The 14,857-nt window shown below is 63.4% G+C and carries 13 protein-coding genes; 5 read left to right on the top strand and 8 right to left on the bottom strand.

What is annotated here, in order from left to right:
- Window positions 1-44 precede the first annotated feature (44 nt).
- Complete coding sequence (locus tag CGS25_RS16360; protein ID WP_089031665.1) at window positions 45-677, bottom strand: TetR/AcrR family transcriptional regulator; 633 nt, start codon at window positions 675-677, stop codon at window positions 45-47.
- 318 nt (window positions 678-995) lie between these two features.
- Here CGS25_RS16360 and CGS25_RS16365 point away from each other — a divergent pair, with 318 nt between their 5' ends.
- The 5 genes from CGS25_RS16365 (at window position 996) to CGS25_RS16385 (ending at window position 6,197) form a co-directional block, all read left to right on the top strand.
- Window positions 996-2,180, top strand: a complete 1,185-nt coding sequence (locus CGS25_RS16365) for an acyl-CoA dehydrogenase family protein (RefSeq protein WP_089031664.1) — start codon at window positions 996-998, stop codon at window positions 2,178-2,180.
- Window positions 2,181-2,193: 13 nt separating this feature from the next.
- Window positions 2,194-3,279 carry an acyl-CoA dehydrogenase family protein gene (locus CGS25_RS16370; RefSeq protein ID WP_101676115.1) on the top strand — a complete coding sequence of 362 codons (1,086 nt, stop codon included), beginning with the start codon at window positions 2,194-2,196 and terminating at the stop codon, window positions 3,277-3,279.
- A gap of 58 nt (window positions 3,280-3,337) precedes the next feature.
- Window positions 3,338-3,805, top strand: coding sequence for a MaoC family dehydratase (locus CGS25_RS16375; protein WP_089031662.1), 468 nt, complete (start codon window positions 3,338-3,340; stop codon window positions 3,803-3,805).
- Window positions 3,806-3,888: 83 nt separating this feature from the next.
- A complete protein-coding gene (locus CGS25_RS16380; RefSeq protein ID WP_089031661.1) occupies window positions 3,889-4,815 on the top strand; it encodes an SDR family oxidoreductase in 927 nt (308 codons plus the stop codon).
- Between the two features lie 179 nt (window positions 4,816-4,994).
- Complete coding sequence (locus CGS25_RS16385; RefSeq protein ID WP_089031660.1) at window positions 4,995-6,197, top strand: acetyl-CoA C-acyltransferase; 1,203 nt, start codon at window positions 4,995-4,997, stop codon at window positions 6,195-6,197.
- 602 nt (window positions 6,198-6,799) lie between these two features.
- Here the strand turns inward: CGS25_RS16385 and CGS25_RS16390 are convergent.
- From CGS25_RS16390 to CGS25_RS16420, 7 genes are all read right to left on the bottom strand, one after another.
- Window positions 6,800-7,519, bottom strand: a complete 720-nt coding sequence (locus CGS25_RS16390; protein WP_089031659.1) for a TetR/AcrR family transcriptional regulator — start codon at window positions 7,517-7,519, stop codon at window positions 6,800-6,802.
- Window positions 7,516-9,108, bottom strand: coding sequence for an AMP-binding protein (locus tag CGS25_RS16395; RefSeq protein WP_089031658.1), 1,593 nt, complete (start codon window positions 9,106-9,108; stop codon window positions 7,516-7,518). Before CGS25_RS16395 ends, CGS25_RS16390 begins: the two co-directional genes overlap by 4 nt.
- Before the next feature lie 158 nt (window positions 9,109-9,266).
- Window positions 9,267-9,962, bottom strand: coding sequence for an ABC transporter ATP-binding protein (locus CGS25_RS16400; RefSeq protein WP_089031657.1), 696 nt, complete (start codon window positions 9,960-9,962; stop codon window positions 9,267-9,269).
- Entirely contained in the window at window positions 9,962-10,711 is a 750-nt protein-coding gene (locus CGS25_RS16405) for an ABC transporter ATP-binding protein (protein WP_101676116.1), read from the bottom strand. Before CGS25_RS16405 ends, CGS25_RS16400 begins: the two co-directional genes overlap by 1 nt.
- Window positions 10,708-11,973 carry a branched-chain amino acid ABC transporter permease gene (locus tag CGS25_RS16410; RefSeq protein ID WP_101676117.1) on the bottom strand — a complete coding sequence of 422 codons (1,266 nt, stop codon included), beginning with the start codon at window positions 11,971-11,973 and terminating at the stop codon, window positions 10,708-10,710. The genes CGS25_RS16405 and CGS25_RS16410 overlap by 4 nt, the downstream gene beginning before the upstream one ends.
- Complete coding sequence (locus CGS25_RS16415) at window positions 11,966-12,910, bottom strand: branched-chain amino acid ABC transporter permease (RefSeq protein ID WP_089031654.1); 945 nt, start codon at window positions 12,908-12,910, stop codon at window positions 11,966-11,968. Before CGS25_RS16415 ends, CGS25_RS16410 begins: the two co-directional genes overlap by 8 nt.
- A 65-nt stretch (window positions 12,911-12,975) precedes the next feature.
- Window positions 12,976-14,205, bottom strand: coding sequence for a branched-chain amino acid ABC transporter substrate-binding protein (locus CGS25_RS16420; protein ID WP_101676118.1), 1,230 nt, complete (start codon window positions 14,203-14,205; stop codon window positions 12,976-12,978).
- Between the last annotated feature and the right edge of the window lie 652 nt (window positions 14,206-14,857).

Raw genomic sequence — 14,857 nt, forward strand, 5'->3', positions numbered from 1 at the left:
CTTGAAGCTTGCAGCTTGTAGCCGCTTATCACCGACGGCATGGCCTACGCTGTTCCCTTCACCACGCCGCGCAGGGCAACGTGCACCACGTCCTCGACGATGTCCTGGCGGGCGCCAGGGTGGTCTTCGTAGCGGATGTGGTACCAGTTGATCACCGAGTTGAGGGCGCCGAGCATCGGTTTAATCACGATGCGCGGCCGCTCGGCGTGCATTGAACCTTCAGCGATGCCCTCTTCGAGCACGCCAAGAAACACGTCCTCGTAACGCCGGCGGCGGTTTTGCAGGCGGGTGAGCTGGGCACGCTGAGCGGCGGTGGTGTTGATGCGCAGGTGCATTTGCACCCCTTCGGCCACGGCGCGCTGGAAATGCTGGGTCTCGATCAGGGTGTGCACATGGCAAAGCGACATGCGGGTTAGCCGCTCCAGGGCCGGCGCCAGACGCCGGCACTCCGGCTCCACGGTGGCGAACAGGGCGTCCATGCCGCGCTGGTGAATCTGGAAAAACAACTCCGCCTTGGAGTCGAAGTAGTGGTAGACCATGCCCTTGGTGGCGCCAAGCTGACGGGCGATGTCGTCGATGCTGGTGGCTTTGAAGCCCCGCTCCATGAAACAGCGCGCCGCCGCGTCGAGGATCACCTCACGGGGTTCGGCTGGCGGCGCCACCTTTACTTGCTCCATCAAAGATCCTCGAATCCCGGCCCGGCAATGGCCAATAAATTGCACCGATCGTGGTCGATTTCGCGCCCTCGGCGCGACGCTGCGAATGCGGCTTTTTCAACCCGGAATTGTGACAGCCGCCCGCGCCAAAGCCATTGACCGATTGTGCCTCGAAGTGGGGCGTTGATGACACAACTGCCGCTAACCATGCCGCTTTTCACACTGGACGCCCCGGCGGGTGGCCAACATACTTGCCGCATTAAATGAAAGTCTATTTCAATAACAGCCTGCTGGCCGGATGCCCCAACCCCGGCCCGGCGGGGTGCCGAGGAGGTAATAATGTCGGATCTTGAACAGTTCCGCGCCGAAGCCCGGGAGTGGTTGCAAGCCAACTGCCCCGAGGAAATGCGCCAGCCGCTGAAAAGCCAGGCGGATCATTGCTGGGGTGGCCGCAAATGGAAATTCCAGTCCGAAGCCCAGAAGGTGTGGATGGAGCGGATGGCCGAAAAAGGCTGGACCGCCCCGCAGTGGCCGAAAGAGTACGGCGGCGGCGGGTTGAGCCCGGAACAAGGCGAAATCCTCAACGAAGAGATGCAGCGCATCAACGCCCGTACCCCGGTGAGCAACTTCGGTTTCTGGATGCTCGGCCCGGCGCTGCTGAAATTCGGCAGTGAAGAACTGAAACGCGAGCACTTGCCGCCGATTTGCCGTGGCGAGATCCGCTGGTGCCAGGGTTATTCCGAGCCGAACGCCGGTTCCGACCTGGCCAGCCTGCAAACCCGCGCCGAGGACAAAGGCGACCATTTCCTGGTCAACGGCCAGAAGATCTGGACTTCGTATGCGGACAAAGCCGACTGGATCTTCTGTCTGGTGCGCACCGACCCCAGCGCCACCAAGCACAACGGCATCTCCTTCGCCCTGTTCGACATGGACACCCCGGGTGTCACCACCCGCCCGATTGAGCTGATTTCCGGTGAGTCGCCGTTCTGCGAGACCTTCTTTGACGACGTCAAAGTGCCCAAGCACCAGGTGGTCGGCGAGCTGAACCGTGGCTGGGACGTGGCCAAGTATCTGCTTACCCATGAGCGCAACAACATCGGCGGCCAGCCCCCGGGTTACCTGCGCGGCCGGGCCCTGGGCCCGCTGGCCGCCGAGCACGTCGGCACCGAACACGGCAAACTGGCGGACGCCGCCCTGCGCGCCGACATCGCCAATCTCGAGATCGACAACCTGGCGTTCCAGGCTTTGCTCGGCAAGATCCGCGCCGAAGCGGAAGCCGGCCAGGGCGTGGGCGCCCAGTCCGCGGTGCTCAAATATTACGGCACCGAGCTCAACAAGCGCCGCTACGAACTGATGATGGACGCGATGGGCGCCGAAGGTTTGGAGTGGCAGAGCGAACGCACCCGTGGCGGCATGTTCGCCCGCGAATGGTTGCGCTCCAAAGGCAACTCCATCGAAGGCGGCACCTCCGAAGTGATGCTCGGCATCGTCTCCAAACGCCTGCTTGGCCTGCCAGACGCTTAAGGAGTCCTGGATTATGAAACTCAACGACGAACAACAGATGCTGCAGGACTCCGTGGCGCGGCTGATGGCCGACAAGGGCCCGGTGTCCCGCCTGCGCGAACTGCGCGACAGCAACAACGAAAAGGGCTATGACGAGCCGCTCTGGAACGCCATGGTGGAAGCCGGCCTGACCGGCATTGTGGTGCCCGAAGAGCACGGCGGTATTGGTTTTGGTCTGGTTGGCGCCGGTCTGGTGGCGCGCGAGATCGGCCGCAACCTGTCGGTGACGCCGTTCTTCTCGACCTCGGTATTGGCCGCCACCGCGCTGGCCACCGGCGGCAGCGACGAGCAGCGGCAACAGTGGCTGCCGAAGATCGCCGAGGGCAGCGCCATCGTCGCCCTGGCCGTGGATGAAGGCGCCAAGCACCGCCCGGACAACCTGAAAGCGACCGTCGAAGGCGGCACGCTCAATGGCGACAAAGTGCTGGTGCTGGACGGCCACGTCGCCGATCTGTTGCTGGTGGCCGCCGGCCAGGGAGACCAGGCGGCACTGTATCTGGTCGACCCGAAAGCCGAGGGCGTGAGCATCGAGCGCACGGTGATGGCGGACAACCGCAATGCCGCCCGGATCAGCTTCAAGAATGTGGCCGCCGAGCCGATGGCGAACGGCACCGGCGCTCTGCAAGCCGCCCTGCGCGCCGGCCGCGCGGTGCTCGCCGCGGAACTTTCCGGGCTGTCCAAGGAAGTGTTTGAGCGTACCCTGGGCTACCTGAAAGAGCGCAAGCAGTTCGGTCGCCTGATCGGCACGTTTCAGGCGCTGCAGCACCGCGCCGCGCAGCTCTCCGCCGACGTGGCGATGAGCGAAGCGCTGGCTCTGCAAGCCCTGGACGCCTGCGATGGCAACGCCGACGACGCCGACATACAGGTGTTCGCCGCCAAGGCCAAGGCGGCCCGCGTGGCGCTGCTGGCCGGCCAGGAAGGGGTGCAGATGCACGGTGGCATCGGCATGACCGATGAATTCGACATCGGCTTCTTCCTCAAGCGCGCTCGCGCTGGCGGTGAAACCCTGGGCGACGCCAACTACTGCGCCGACCGCTTCGCCACCCTGGGCGGTTATTGATCCGCTTCGTTTCATTGTTCAGGGGGCGGCCCCGCCGCCCCCTGACCGGGAGAACAGCATGACAAGAAAAACCATCGCCCTGGACGATCTGCTGGCCAAACAGGGCCAGGACATTGGCGTTTCCGGCTGGCACGAAGTGCCGCAGGAGCGCATCAACGAATTCGCCGATCTCACCGCCGACCCGCAGTGGATTCACATCGACGAAGCGCGCGCCGCCAAAGAAAGCCCGTTCGGCGGCACCATCGCCCACGGCTTTCTGACGCTGTCGTTGCTGTCGGCCATGGCCATCGACGTGTTGCCGACCATCGAAGGTCAGGCCATGGGCATCAACTACGGTTTCGACAAAGTGCGCTTTCTCAACCCGGTGCGCGCCGGCTCGAAAGTCCGTGGTCACTTCAAGCTGCTCAGCGCCGAACGCCGCAACGACAACCAGGTGCTGTTCCGTTACGGCATCACCGTGGAGATCGACGGCGTCGATAAGCCGGCTATTGCTTGTGAGTGGCTGAGCCTGGCGATTCTGGGATAACAGCGAGTTAAAAGTTAAAAGGGCGGCTACGTAGCCGCCTTCAACTTTTAACTTGTCACTTTCAACTCTCCAAAGGAGAGATTATGAGCATCAATTTCGATGGCCGCGTGGCGATCGTGACTGGCGCCGGCAACGGGCTGGGTAAATCCCACGCCGTGGAGCTGGCCCGGTTGGGCGCCAAGGTGGTGGTCAACGACTTCGGCGGTGCCCGCGATGGCAGCGGCGGCTCCAGTGAGGCCGCGGAGAAGGTGGTGGCGGAGATCATCGCCGCCGGTGGCGAGGCAATCGCCGATGGCGCCGATGTGTCCAACCGCGAGCAGGTCAACGCTCTGGTCAAGACCACTGTGGACAAATGGGGCCGCATCGACATCCTGGTCAACAACGCCGGTATCCTGCGCGACAAAAGCTTCGTTAAGATGAGCGACGACGACTGGGACAAGGTGGTCGCCGTTCATCTGACCGGTTCCGCCCTTTGCAGCCACGCGGTGTGGCCAGTAATGCGCGAGCAGGGCTATGGCCGCATCGTGATGACCACTTCCACCTCGGGCCTGTACGGCAATTTCGGCCAGGCCAATTACGGCGCCGCGAAAATGGCGGTGGCCGGTTTGATGAATACCCTTCACATCGAAGGCGAAAAGTACGACATCCGGGTAAACTGTGTGGCGCCAACCGCCGCCACGCGCATGACCGAGGACCTGATGCCCAAGGAAGTGCTGGCCCTGCTGGAACCTGGTGAAATCACCCCGGCGGTGCTGTTTCTGGCCAGTGATCAGGCGCCCTCGCGGCGCATTATCCTGGCCGGCGCCGGTTGTTATGCCATGGTTCGACTGATGGAAAGCGAAGGCATCTATCTGGATCGTGATCAGCGCACTCCGGACGCCATCGCGGCTCAGTTCGAGCAGCTCGGCGACATGAGCAACGCCCGTGAAATGCTCACCGGCGGTGACCATGTCACCAAAATCCTGACCAAGGCCGCGCAGGCCAAAGGTATCAAGTTAGGGGGACGCTAGACGCTGGACGCCAGACGCTGGACGCTTCAACCCTGCCCTGAGGTGAATGGCGTGTTTTTCTGTCCGACTGTCGCAGGAAACACACCTGACCTTCCCGGCTACAGATTTTGCGTCCGGCGTCCGGCGTCGAGCGTCAAGCGCTCTTCCCTAATAACCGACACCAACAAGCGAGACCCATCATGAGAGAAGCCGTCATTGTTTCCACCGCCCGCACCCCGATCGGCAAAGCCTACCGGGGCGCGTTCAACGATACCCAGGGCCAGGCGCTGGGCGCCCACGCCATCAAGCACGCCGTGGAGCGCGCCAAGATTGATCCGACCAGCATCCAGGACGTGATCATGGGGGTTGCGCTGCAGCAGGGCAGCACCGGTGGCAACACCGCGCGTCAGTGCGCCCTGCGCGCCGGCCTGCCGACCACCATCGCCGGCATGACCATCGACCGCCAGTGCTCCTCCGGCCTGATGGCGATCGCCACCGCCGCCAAGGAAATCATTGTCGATAACATGGACGTGGCCGTGGCCGGTGGCCTGGAGTCGATCTCGCTGGTTCAGAACGACAAGGTCAACAAGTTCCGCGCCGCCGACCCGTGGCTGGTGGAGCACCGCCCGGACATCTATATGTCCATGCTGGAAACCGCCGAAGTGGTCGCCGACCGTTATAACGTGTCCCGCGAAGCCCAGGACGAATACGCCTACCAGTCCCAGATGCGCACCGCGAAAGCGCAACAGGAAGGCAAGTTCGACGACGAAATCGTGCCCATGACCACGATCATGAAGGTCATGAACAAGGAAACCAAAGAGATCTCCGACCAGGAAATCACCCTCAGCAAGGACGAAGGCAACCGCCCGCAGACCAAGCTGGAAGACCTGCAGAAGCTGCAACCGGTGTTCAAGGACGGCCAGAACATCAAAGAAGGCCGCTTTATCACCGCCGGCAATGCCTCCCAGCTTTCCGACGGCGCCAGCGCTTGCGTGCTGATGGAAGCCAAGGAAGCCGAGCGTCTCGGCCTGCAGCCCCTGGGCGCCTACCGTGGCATGGCCGTGGCCGGCTGCGATCCCGACGAAATGGGCATCGGCCCGGTGTTCGCGGTGCCGAAGCTGCTCAAGCGTTTTGGCCTGACCGTCAATGACATCGGCCTGTGGGAGCTCAACGAAGCGTTCGCCAGCCAGTGTCTGTACAGCCGCGACAAGCTCGGCATCGACCCGGAGAAATACAACGTCAACGGTGGCGCCATCTCCATCGGCCACCCGTACGGCATGTCCGGTGCGCGCATGACCGGCCACGCGCTGATCGAAGGCAAGCGCCGCGGCGTCAAATACGTGGTGGTGACCATGTGCGTGGGCGGTGGCATCGGCGCCGCCGGCCTGTTCGAAGTATTCTAAAACCGGTTGTATCGCCGGGCGCGCTGCGCGCCCGGCACCGGCTTGCCGCGTCAGCACTGGGCCGCGCCGCCCCAAACGGCACGACCGAACAAAACGATGGTGGTCGCGTCATTCGACGCCCCTTCCCCGTATCCACCATCGATGAGGGCCGCTGACGCGGCCTTTTTTATTTGAAGCCGCGACACGCTGGCACGAGCGGTCCTTGACCGCGAATTGGCCGCCAGGCTGGCCTCGCCTTTCAGGCTCGGTTCGCGGTCGGGGACCGCTCCCACAGCGGCGCTGTAGTGGCGGTGGGCGTTCTGAGGAGCGATACAGGATTCAGGATACAGCGCGGGGAGAGGCCGTAGCGGGGCCCGGGCCGTGCCCGCGTGGCGGGGCCGGGAAAATCAAAACCGTCGCTTCCTACAAACCCCCAACCCTCTTTACAGCGCCGCGTGGGAGCGATCCTTGATCGCGAAATCTTTTGGCCGAATGGCACAGCGCTTTTGCCCCGCACCTTACCAGGCCGGGACAGGGAACAGCAGGCCTGCACCGAGGTTGATTTCTGGTGTAGGAGCGGCCCTTGACCGCGAATCAGTTCCGCCAGCCTACCGCCTCACCTTTCAGACCTGCCGGTCGCTGCCGCGCTGCTCGCAGATCTCTTTGATGCCGGCGGCCATGAACGCGGCCATGCGTTGTTTGACGGCGGCGAAGTCGTCCGAGCGGCACAGGCCGCCGGAGAGCTTGTCGATGCGGCCGGTGCGGGCCAGCGTCAGCACCAGGGCGCCGGTGACAAAATGGTAGCCCCAGAAAATGTCTTCTTCATTGGCGTCGGGGAGCGCTTTTTTTAAAAGACCGATCAGACGCAGTACCACCGGATCGAAGTGCTGGTCCATCATTTCCGCGCCCCATTCCGGGGTGTTCGCCACCTGGGCGGCGAAGGCGGCGTAGTTGCGCCAGCCCTCGCCACCCTGGATGTAAAGATCCAGATCGGTATCCAGGTAGGTGTGCAGCGCGCCTTCCACGCTCGGCTCGCCGCCGCAGGCGCGCTCATAATCGTCCAGGGCCTGCATGCGACGGCCGCTGGTTTCCACCGCGCGGCGGGCGAACACCGCGTCGAACAGCTGTTTTTTGTCGTCGAAGTAGTAATTGATCAGCGTGTGGTGCACACCAATGCGCTTGGCCACATCTTTCAAGGTGACGCCATAGAGCCCGTGCTTGGAGAACAGGTACTCCGCGGTATCCAGAATTTTTTCGGTGGTCTCCGCGCGACGTTCCGCCTGGGTGGGTTTTTTACGCGTGGATTTCGCCGCTTGTGCCGCCGGCGATGACTCGGGTTTCATGGGTGGCTGTGCTCCAGTCTCAAACGCATCTTGTCGATCTTTCCAGTCGCCGCCAACGGCATGGTCGCCAGACGAATCACCTGGTCCGGCATCCACCAGGGTGCCACGCGCCCCCGCAGTGACGCCAGCAGTGCGTCATCACTGATGCTCTGTCGCGCGAGCAGTTCCACCAGCAGCACCGGGCGCTCGCCCCACTGCGGGTCCGGCCGCCCGATGACCGCCGCCTGCGCCACCTGAGGCAGGGCGCCGACGATGGCTTCGATCTCGGCGGGGTTGATCCACTCGCCACCGGACTTGATCAAATCCTTGGCGCGGCCGGTGATGGTCAGGTTGCCGCGTTCGTCCAGGCGCGCCAGGTCGCCGGTTTCAAACCAGCCGGCGGCGTCGGTGGCGGGCGTTGCGTGGCCGAAATAGCGTTCCACCACGGCCGCGCCGCGCACCCGCAGGTGCCCTTCCACACCGCGTTGTTCGGGCAAGGCGTGGCCCTCGGCATCGGTGAGCAGCAAGTCCACGCCCACCGAGGGACGGCCGGACACCGCCGCGGTGCGATTCTCATCGTTGGCGGACATCATGGTACCCAGTGGCGACAGTTCGGTCATGCCCCAACTGGTCTGCACAATCACGCCCAGGCGTTTCTCAAGACGCGCCATCAGCGCCGCCGACAGCGGCGCGCCCCCCACCATGATGCGGCGCAGCGACGGCAGCTCGCCACCGTGTGTCTCCAGATGCTCAACCAGCCCCAGCCACACCGTCGGCACGCCGGCCGCCACCGTTACGCCTTGCCCGGCGATCAACGCCGCCAGGCTGGCGCCGTCGAGCTGCCGGCCGGGCAACACCAGGCGCGCGCCCACCGCCGGCGCCGCGAACGGCAAACCCCAGGCGTTGGCATGGAACATGGGCACCGCCGCCAATATTGTATCGGCGGCGCCCAGGCCGATGGCGTCGGCCTGCAGCATCTGCAAGGTTTGCAGATAACTGGCACGGTGGGTGTAGGTGACGCCCTTGGGATCGCCGGTGGTGCCGGAGGTAAAACACAACCCGCAGGCGGCGGTTTCCTCGAAGCCGCCCCACGGCAACGGCTCGCGGGTGTCGGCGAGCAGCGCTTCCAGCGCCGCCACCGTCACCGCCCCACCCGGCTCCGGCCAGGCATCGGCCTGACCATCGATGATCAGCACCCGCCTGAGCGACGGTGTCCGGGCGGCGAGCTCGGCGGCCAACGGTGCCAGATCAGCGCTGACGATCAGCACACTGGCGGCGGAGCGCGCCAGCATGGCGGCGCTGCGCTCGGCGGTAAGACGCGGATTGAGGGTATGGCAGGCCGCGCCCATGCCCATGATCGCGTACCACGCCTCCAGGTGTGCCTGGCTGTTCCACGCCAGGGTCGCGACCCGTTCGCCCGGGCGCACGCCCAGCCCGGCCAGCACGGTGGAGAGGCGCGTGGCGCGCTCGCGCAGGGCGGCGTAGCCGATCCGTTCAATGGCCCCACCGGAACCGGCGGTGACGACCTCCGCGCGCGGGTGCCATTTGGCGGCGTGATCGAGAAATTTATCCAGGGTCAGCGAGAAGGACTGCATAGCGCCGTCGGTCATGGTGTCTCCGAAGTCAGTGGCGATAAGAGGGCGGAAACGATGCCCGCGTCGCAGCGGCAGCGGCGGGTTCCCGCCAGGCGCCGGGCCGTTCCATCAAAGAAAAAAAGGCGAAAAAAAAGCCCGCCAGCGCGGGCCAGCACAGTGCCGGTAAAATTCGTTCAGACTTCCAGCCATTCCTTGCGCACGTCATCGTTGGCGCGCAATTGTTCCGGGGTGCCTTCAAAAACAATCTGGCCGTGCCCCATCACCGACACCCGATGGGAAATGTCCAGGGCGATGGAGAGCTTCTGCTCCACCAGCAGAATCGCCACGCCGGCGTCGGCGATCTGAGCGATCAGCTCGCCGATCTGCTTCACGATCAACGGCGCCAGGCCTTCGGTGGGCTCGTCGATCATGATCAGTCGCGGATCGCCCATCAGCGTGCGGCACATGGTCAGCATCTGCTTTTCGCCGCCGGAGAGCACCCCGGCCGGCGCATCCGCGCGGCGCGCCAGGTTGGAGAACATGTCCAGCATCTGTTGCACGGTCCATTTGCCGGGCTTGCGCGTATTCTTGATGCCCAGTTCCAGATTCTGGCGCACCGTCAGGGTCGGGAACACGTCGCGGTCCTCGGGCACATAGCCGAGCCCGAGGCGCGCGATGCGGTGGTTGGGAAAACCGGCGATTTCCTGGCCACGAAAACGCACCGAGCCGATCGGCGGCACTTCCCCCATGATCGCCTTGACGGTGGTGGAGCGGCCGACGCCGTTGCGGCCCAGCAGTGCCACCACTTCGCCTTCCTGGATGGACAGATTGACACCATTGAGGATGTGGCTTTTGCCGTAATAGGCGTGCAGATCCTTTACTTCCAGCATTACGCCGCCTCCTCGCCCAGATAAGCCTCTTTAACTCGCGCGTCGTTGCGGATCTGCTCCGGTGTGCCGGTGGCGACCACTTCGCCGTACACCAGCACGGAAATGCGATCGGCGAGCTCGAACACCACCCCCATGTCGTGCTCGACGATCATCAGCGTGCGCTCACTGGCGACCTGGCGGATCAGCGCGATGGCCTGGCTGGTCTCGCTGTTGCTCATGCCCGCGGTGGGTTCGTCGAGCAACACCACGTCCACCTCGCAGGCGATGGTCATGCCGATCTCCAGGGCGCGCTGGCTGGCGTAGGGCAAGGCCCCCGCCGGAGCGTCGCGCAGCGCCTGCAGGCCGATCATTTCAAGCACCTGTTCGGCACGCTGGTTCACCCGTTTTATGCCGTCGGCGGCGCGCCAGAATACGTAGCCGGCGTGCGCGCTCTTGAAGCAGGCGCAGCGCAGGTTTTCGAACACCGACAAATTGACGAACACATTGCTGACCTGGAACGAACGGGACAGCCCGCGTTGCTGAATTTTGTCCGGGCCGAGGCCGTCGATGCGCTCGCCATTAAGATGAATCTCGCCGCTGCTCGGCGCGAACGCGCCCGAGAGCAGGTTAAAGAAAGTGGATTTACCGGCCCCGTTGGGGCCGATCACGGCGTGGATCTCGCCTTTCTCCACTTCCAGATCGACACCCCGAATCACCTCGGCGGGCCCGAAATTCTTTTTCAATCGACGAATGGAAAGAGTGGACGTCATTCGCTGGCCTCCCGATAGTGTGCGCTGAAACGATGCAGGCCATAGCCGGTGGCGAGCAGAATCACCACGGCGGCCCAACCCCAGGGGGCGCTCGGATCAACATCGATGCCCAGAATGTGCGCGAACTGATCCCGGCCATGACGCACCTGGTAGACCAGCTCGACCAGAGCGATCAGCCCGATTGACATCAATGCCACCGCGCCGGCGCCGCCCAACCAGCCCGGCAACCGGCGGCGCAGATCGCCGTCATGCCAGGCCTGGCGCACCTGCTCGACGCCGCCACCCAGCCCGCGGGGCGCGAACATCACCACGGCCAGGAACACCAGGCCCACGTACAGCACCGACGCTTCGGTGAAGTCGATCAGCAGGGAATTCATCAGGGTCACCAGGATGGCGCCGATAATCGGGCCGTAGAACACCCCCAGCCCACCCACGGCGGCCATCAACAAGGCCAGCCCCGAGGGCACCAGGCCAAGGGATTCCGGCGTCACGATTTCGTAGTTGACCGCCGCCATGCCACCGGCCAGACCACCGAAGGCGCCGGACGCAATCAGCACCATGAAGCGCACGTTGCGTGGCTGGTAGCCGATGAATTGCAGGCGCTCGGCGTTGTCGCGCACGGCATTGGAGAGCCGCCCCAGCGGCGTGCGTGTGAACGCCCACATGGCAAACACCGCCACCAACACCCAAAACACCATGAACCAGTACACGTCGGCGGGTTGCGCCAGCTCCGGGCCGAATACCTGGGGGCCCACCATGCGGTCGCTGAACACGCCCGACTCACCACCGAACACCGACGGAAACATTTGCGCGCTGGCGGCCACCAGCTCGCCCAGCCCCAGGGTAATCATGGCGAAGGCGGTGCCGGCACGGCGGCAGAACGGCCAGCCGATCACCAGCGCGGCGAGGCCGCCGGCGGCCATCCCCACCAGCGGCAACGCCAGCACCGGAACGTGCGCCCACAGGCCTTCACCCGCGTAGGAGGCATCGCCAATGGCGTTCATGGCGTGGATGGCGGCGTAGCTACCCAGCCCGAAAAACACCGCATGGCCGAACGAGAGCATGCCGCCCTGCCCCAACAGCATGTTGTAGGACAGCGCGAACACGATATTGATGGCAATCACGTTAACGATGGTGAACACGGTGCCGCTGCTGGTCAGCAGCGGCAGCACCAGCAACGCGGCCAGACTGATCAGCCACGGGGCGAATGCTCGCCAGCCCGGGCGGGCACGGCGGCGCGGCAAAGCCTGTGCGTCACTCATATTCAAGCTCTCCCATCAGGCCGCGTGGCCGGAAAATCAGAATCAGCACCAGCAGAATAAACGGCGTCATCGGGGCAATGTTGGCCAGGGTGATGCCGGTGACTTCACCATAGGGGTCCACACTGAAGCCCACCGTATTGAGCATCTCGCCAATGGACACATCGATGGCAACGAAAAAAGTCTGCAACAGGCCGATCAGCAGCGAAGCGTAAAACGCGCCGGGCAACGACCCCATGCCGCCCACCACCACCACCACGAACACAATCGGCCCGAGGGTGGCGGCCATGCCCGGCTCGGTGTTGAGCAGCGGGCCGCCGATCACCCCGGCCAGGCCGGCCAGGGCGCAGCCGAAGCCAAACACGCCCATGAACAGGCGCGGCACGTTGTGGCCCAGGTGGCCGACCATCTGGCCATGGGTGAGCGCCGCGCGGATCATCATGCCGACGCGGGTTTTCTTAAGCAGGAACCAGAGCGCCGCGAACATCAGAATCGCGATCAGCATGGCGACACCCCGGAACAGGGAATAATCGGTGCCAAACAGGGTAAACAGCGGAGCCTGCATGGATTCCGGCGCCAGATAGGCGACCGGCACCGAGCCCCACACCAGACGCACCAACTCATCGATCACGTAAGCCAGCCCGAAGGTGAACAACAATTCGGCGACGTGGCCGTTGGCGTGCACGCGGCGCAGCCCGTAGCGTTCCACCACGGCGCCAATGGCGGCCACCAGCAACGGTGAGAGCAGCAGCGCCGGCCAGAAGCCGACATGCATGCCCAGGCTGTAGGCGAAGTAGGCGCCCAGCATGTAGAAACTGGCGTGGGCGAAATTGAGCACGCCCATCATCGAGAAAATCAGGGTCAAACCGCTGGACAGCATAAACAGCAACAGGCCGTAGAGAACGCCGTTCAGCGTGGAAAAGACGATGACTTCAAGCACGAGAAGACTCCCGCGGCAGCGGAATTCCGCTGCCGCCCAATCTCATTGAAAAATCCGGAAAGAATTTACTGCTTGGGGCGCCGCATGCGGCATTCCGCCGGCAAGGTGGTGTCTTCGGCTTTGTAGCCAGCCACTTCATGGAAGTTGAAATCGGTGCCCTCGGCGCCGTACTTCATGCCGTCCTTGAGCACGGACATGTACATCGGCATCTGGATCTGGTGATCCTCGGCGCGCATCGTGGTCTTGCCGCCGGGGCCTTCGAAGCTGAGACCTTCCAGCGCCATCGCCACCTTGAACGGCTCGATGCTGTTGGCCTTGTCGCCGGCCAGCTTCACCATTTCCAGCATGCCGGCCACGCGCGGGTAGTAATCCCAGCCGGTTTGCTTGTACAGCGCCACTTCACGCTCGGCCAGTACCGGGTCGGTAAAGTCGCCGTGCAGTTCGGACATCAGATAGACGCGGTCCACACCCTTTTTACCGACCTGGGTGATGGTGCCCGGAGTGCTGCCGTAGTAGGTGAGAAACGGCACATCGACGCCGTAGTCGGCGGCCGCTTTGATCAGCAGGTTAATGTCCTGGCCCCAGTTACCGGTGATCACCACATCGGCATCGGCGCCACGGATCTTGGAAATATAGGGCGAGAAATCCTTCACCTTACCCAGCGGGTGAAACACGTTGCCGACGATTTCAATGTCGGGACGCTTTTCTTTCAGCATTTTGATGGCGCCGTCGGCCACCGCATGACCAAAGCTGTAATCCTGGTTGATCAGGAAGACCTTCTTGAACTCCTTATGAGAGGCGATCCAATCGGTCATCAGATTCATCTTCATGTCGGAGTGCGCGTCGAAGCGGAAGTGCCAGAACGAGCAGCGCTCATTGGTGAACGCCGGGTCCACCGCCGCGTAGTTCAGATACAGCACGCGGTCTTCCGGGTTGCGCTGGTTGTGCTTGTTGATGCCGTTGAGCAGCGCCGAGCCCACCGAGGAGCCGTTGCCCTGGATGATGAAACGCACGCCATCGTCGATGGCTTTTTGCAGTTGAACCAGGCTTTCCTGGGGATTGATCTTGTTGTCCAGACCGATGATTTCGATCTTATGGCCGGCCATGCCGCCCTCTTGGTTCAGGCGTTCGGCGGTGAATTTCAATTGCGCCAGGGCCGGCTGCCCCACCATCGCCATCGGCCCGTTAAGCGGGTCGATCAACGCCATGCGCACCGGAGCCGGCTCCGCCGCGCTGGCCACGCTCGCCAGTACCACGACTGAAGCGGCGAGAGAGTTAAAGAGGGTTTTCAGCATAATGCTCTCCACGTTGTTGTTGTCATGCCGATCAGGTCGACACCGTCACAAGGAAGGCCGCTCGCCAGGCGAGCGGCCCCGAATTTCTGACTGTCTTTTTCCAGGGTGGGCGTCGGCGCCACCTTGCACTCAGCCGGAAGCACCACGTCACCGTGGCGTCCAACTTATTCACGCTCAAGATAGTTAGTTAGTATGTTGGAGAGAGAAACATCCTGTCCAGCCTCGATTGCCGACACCCCGGCTCCGCTCAAAAAAGCCGCGATCATTTCTTTTCGGAAGAGCTTAAACGGTTGTTTTAATGGGATTTTTCCCATTCCTAAAGAAGCGCCCTCGAGCGCCCTTTGCCCACCCGGGAACGGCGCCATCGCACCGCCGACGCCAACGCGTCGATAGGGCCAAGGCGCTATCTGTTACTCGACGTAACACCACGGCGAGCCGTGGAGGTTGGAGGGGGGGACGTTGGCTTGGGTTTTCAGTGTTCAGTGTTCAGTGTTCAGATGGGGCAAGCAGGCCGTGGCGGGGTTTGATTTTGATCTTGGCGTCTGGCGTCTGGCGTCCGGCGCCACCAAAAATAGGTTCATCGTTCTTTAGCGGGAATTGTCTTTTGGGATCGTGTCCGGGTGGTGCTATTGAGGACGCGGGACAAGGGCGG

Origin of the sequence: Alloalcanivorax mobilis (assembly GCF_002864685.1) — a bacterium.
Classification (GTDB): Bacteria; Pseudomonadota; Gammaproteobacteria; order Pseudomonadales; family Alcanivoracaceae; genus Alloalcanivorax; species Alloalcanivorax mobilis.

Bases quoted from the DNA above. Each gene is read 5' to 3' on its own strand.
- CGS25_RS16370 (WP_101676115.1), top strand. From the start codon at position 2,194: ATGAAACTCAACGACGAACAACAGATGCTGCAGGACTCCGTGGCGCGG.
- CGS25_RS16400 (WP_089031657.1), bottom strand. From the start codon at position 9,962: ATGCTGGAAGTAAAGGATCTGCACGCCTATTACGGCAAAAGCCACATC.
- CGS25_RS16390 (WP_089031659.1), bottom strand. From the start codon at position 7,519: ATGAAACCCGAGTCATCGCCGGCGGCACAAGCGGCGAAATCCACGCGT.
- CGS25_RS16380 (WP_089031661.1), top strand. From the start codon at position 3,889: ATGAGCATCAATTTCGATGGCCGCGTGGCGATCGTGACTGGCGCCGGC.
- CGS25_RS16365 (WP_089031664.1), top strand. From the start codon at position 996: ATGTCGGATCTTGAACAGTTCCGCGCCGAAGCCCGGGAGTGGTTGCAA.
- CGS25_RS16395 (WP_089031658.1), bottom strand. From the start codon at position 9,108: ATGACCGACGGCGCTATGCAGTCCTTCTCGCTGACCCTGGATAAATTT.
- CGS25_RS16375 (WP_089031662.1), top strand. From the start codon at position 3,338: ATGACAAGAAAAACCATCGCCCTGGACGATCTGCTGGCCAAACAGGGC.
- CGS25_RS16410 (WP_101676117.1), bottom strand. From the start codon at position 11,973: ATGAGTGACGCACAGGCTTTGCCGCGCCGCCGTGCCCGCCCGGGCTGG.
- CGS25_RS16360 (WP_089031665.1), bottom strand. From the start codon at position 677: ATGGAGCAAGTAAAGGTGGCGCCGCCAGCCGAACCCCGTGAGGTGATC.
- CGS25_RS16385 (WP_089031660.1), top strand. From the start codon at position 4,995: ATGAGAGAAGCCGTCATTGTTTCCACCGCCCGCACCCCGATCGGCAAA.
- CGS25_RS16405 (WP_101676116.1), bottom strand. From the start codon at position 10,711: ATGACGTCCACTCTTTCCATTCGTCGATTGAAAAAGAATTTCGGGCCC.
- CGS25_RS16420 (WP_101676118.1), bottom strand. From the start codon at position 14,205: ATGCTGAAAACCCTCTTTAACTCTCTCGCCGCTTCAGTCGTGGTACTG.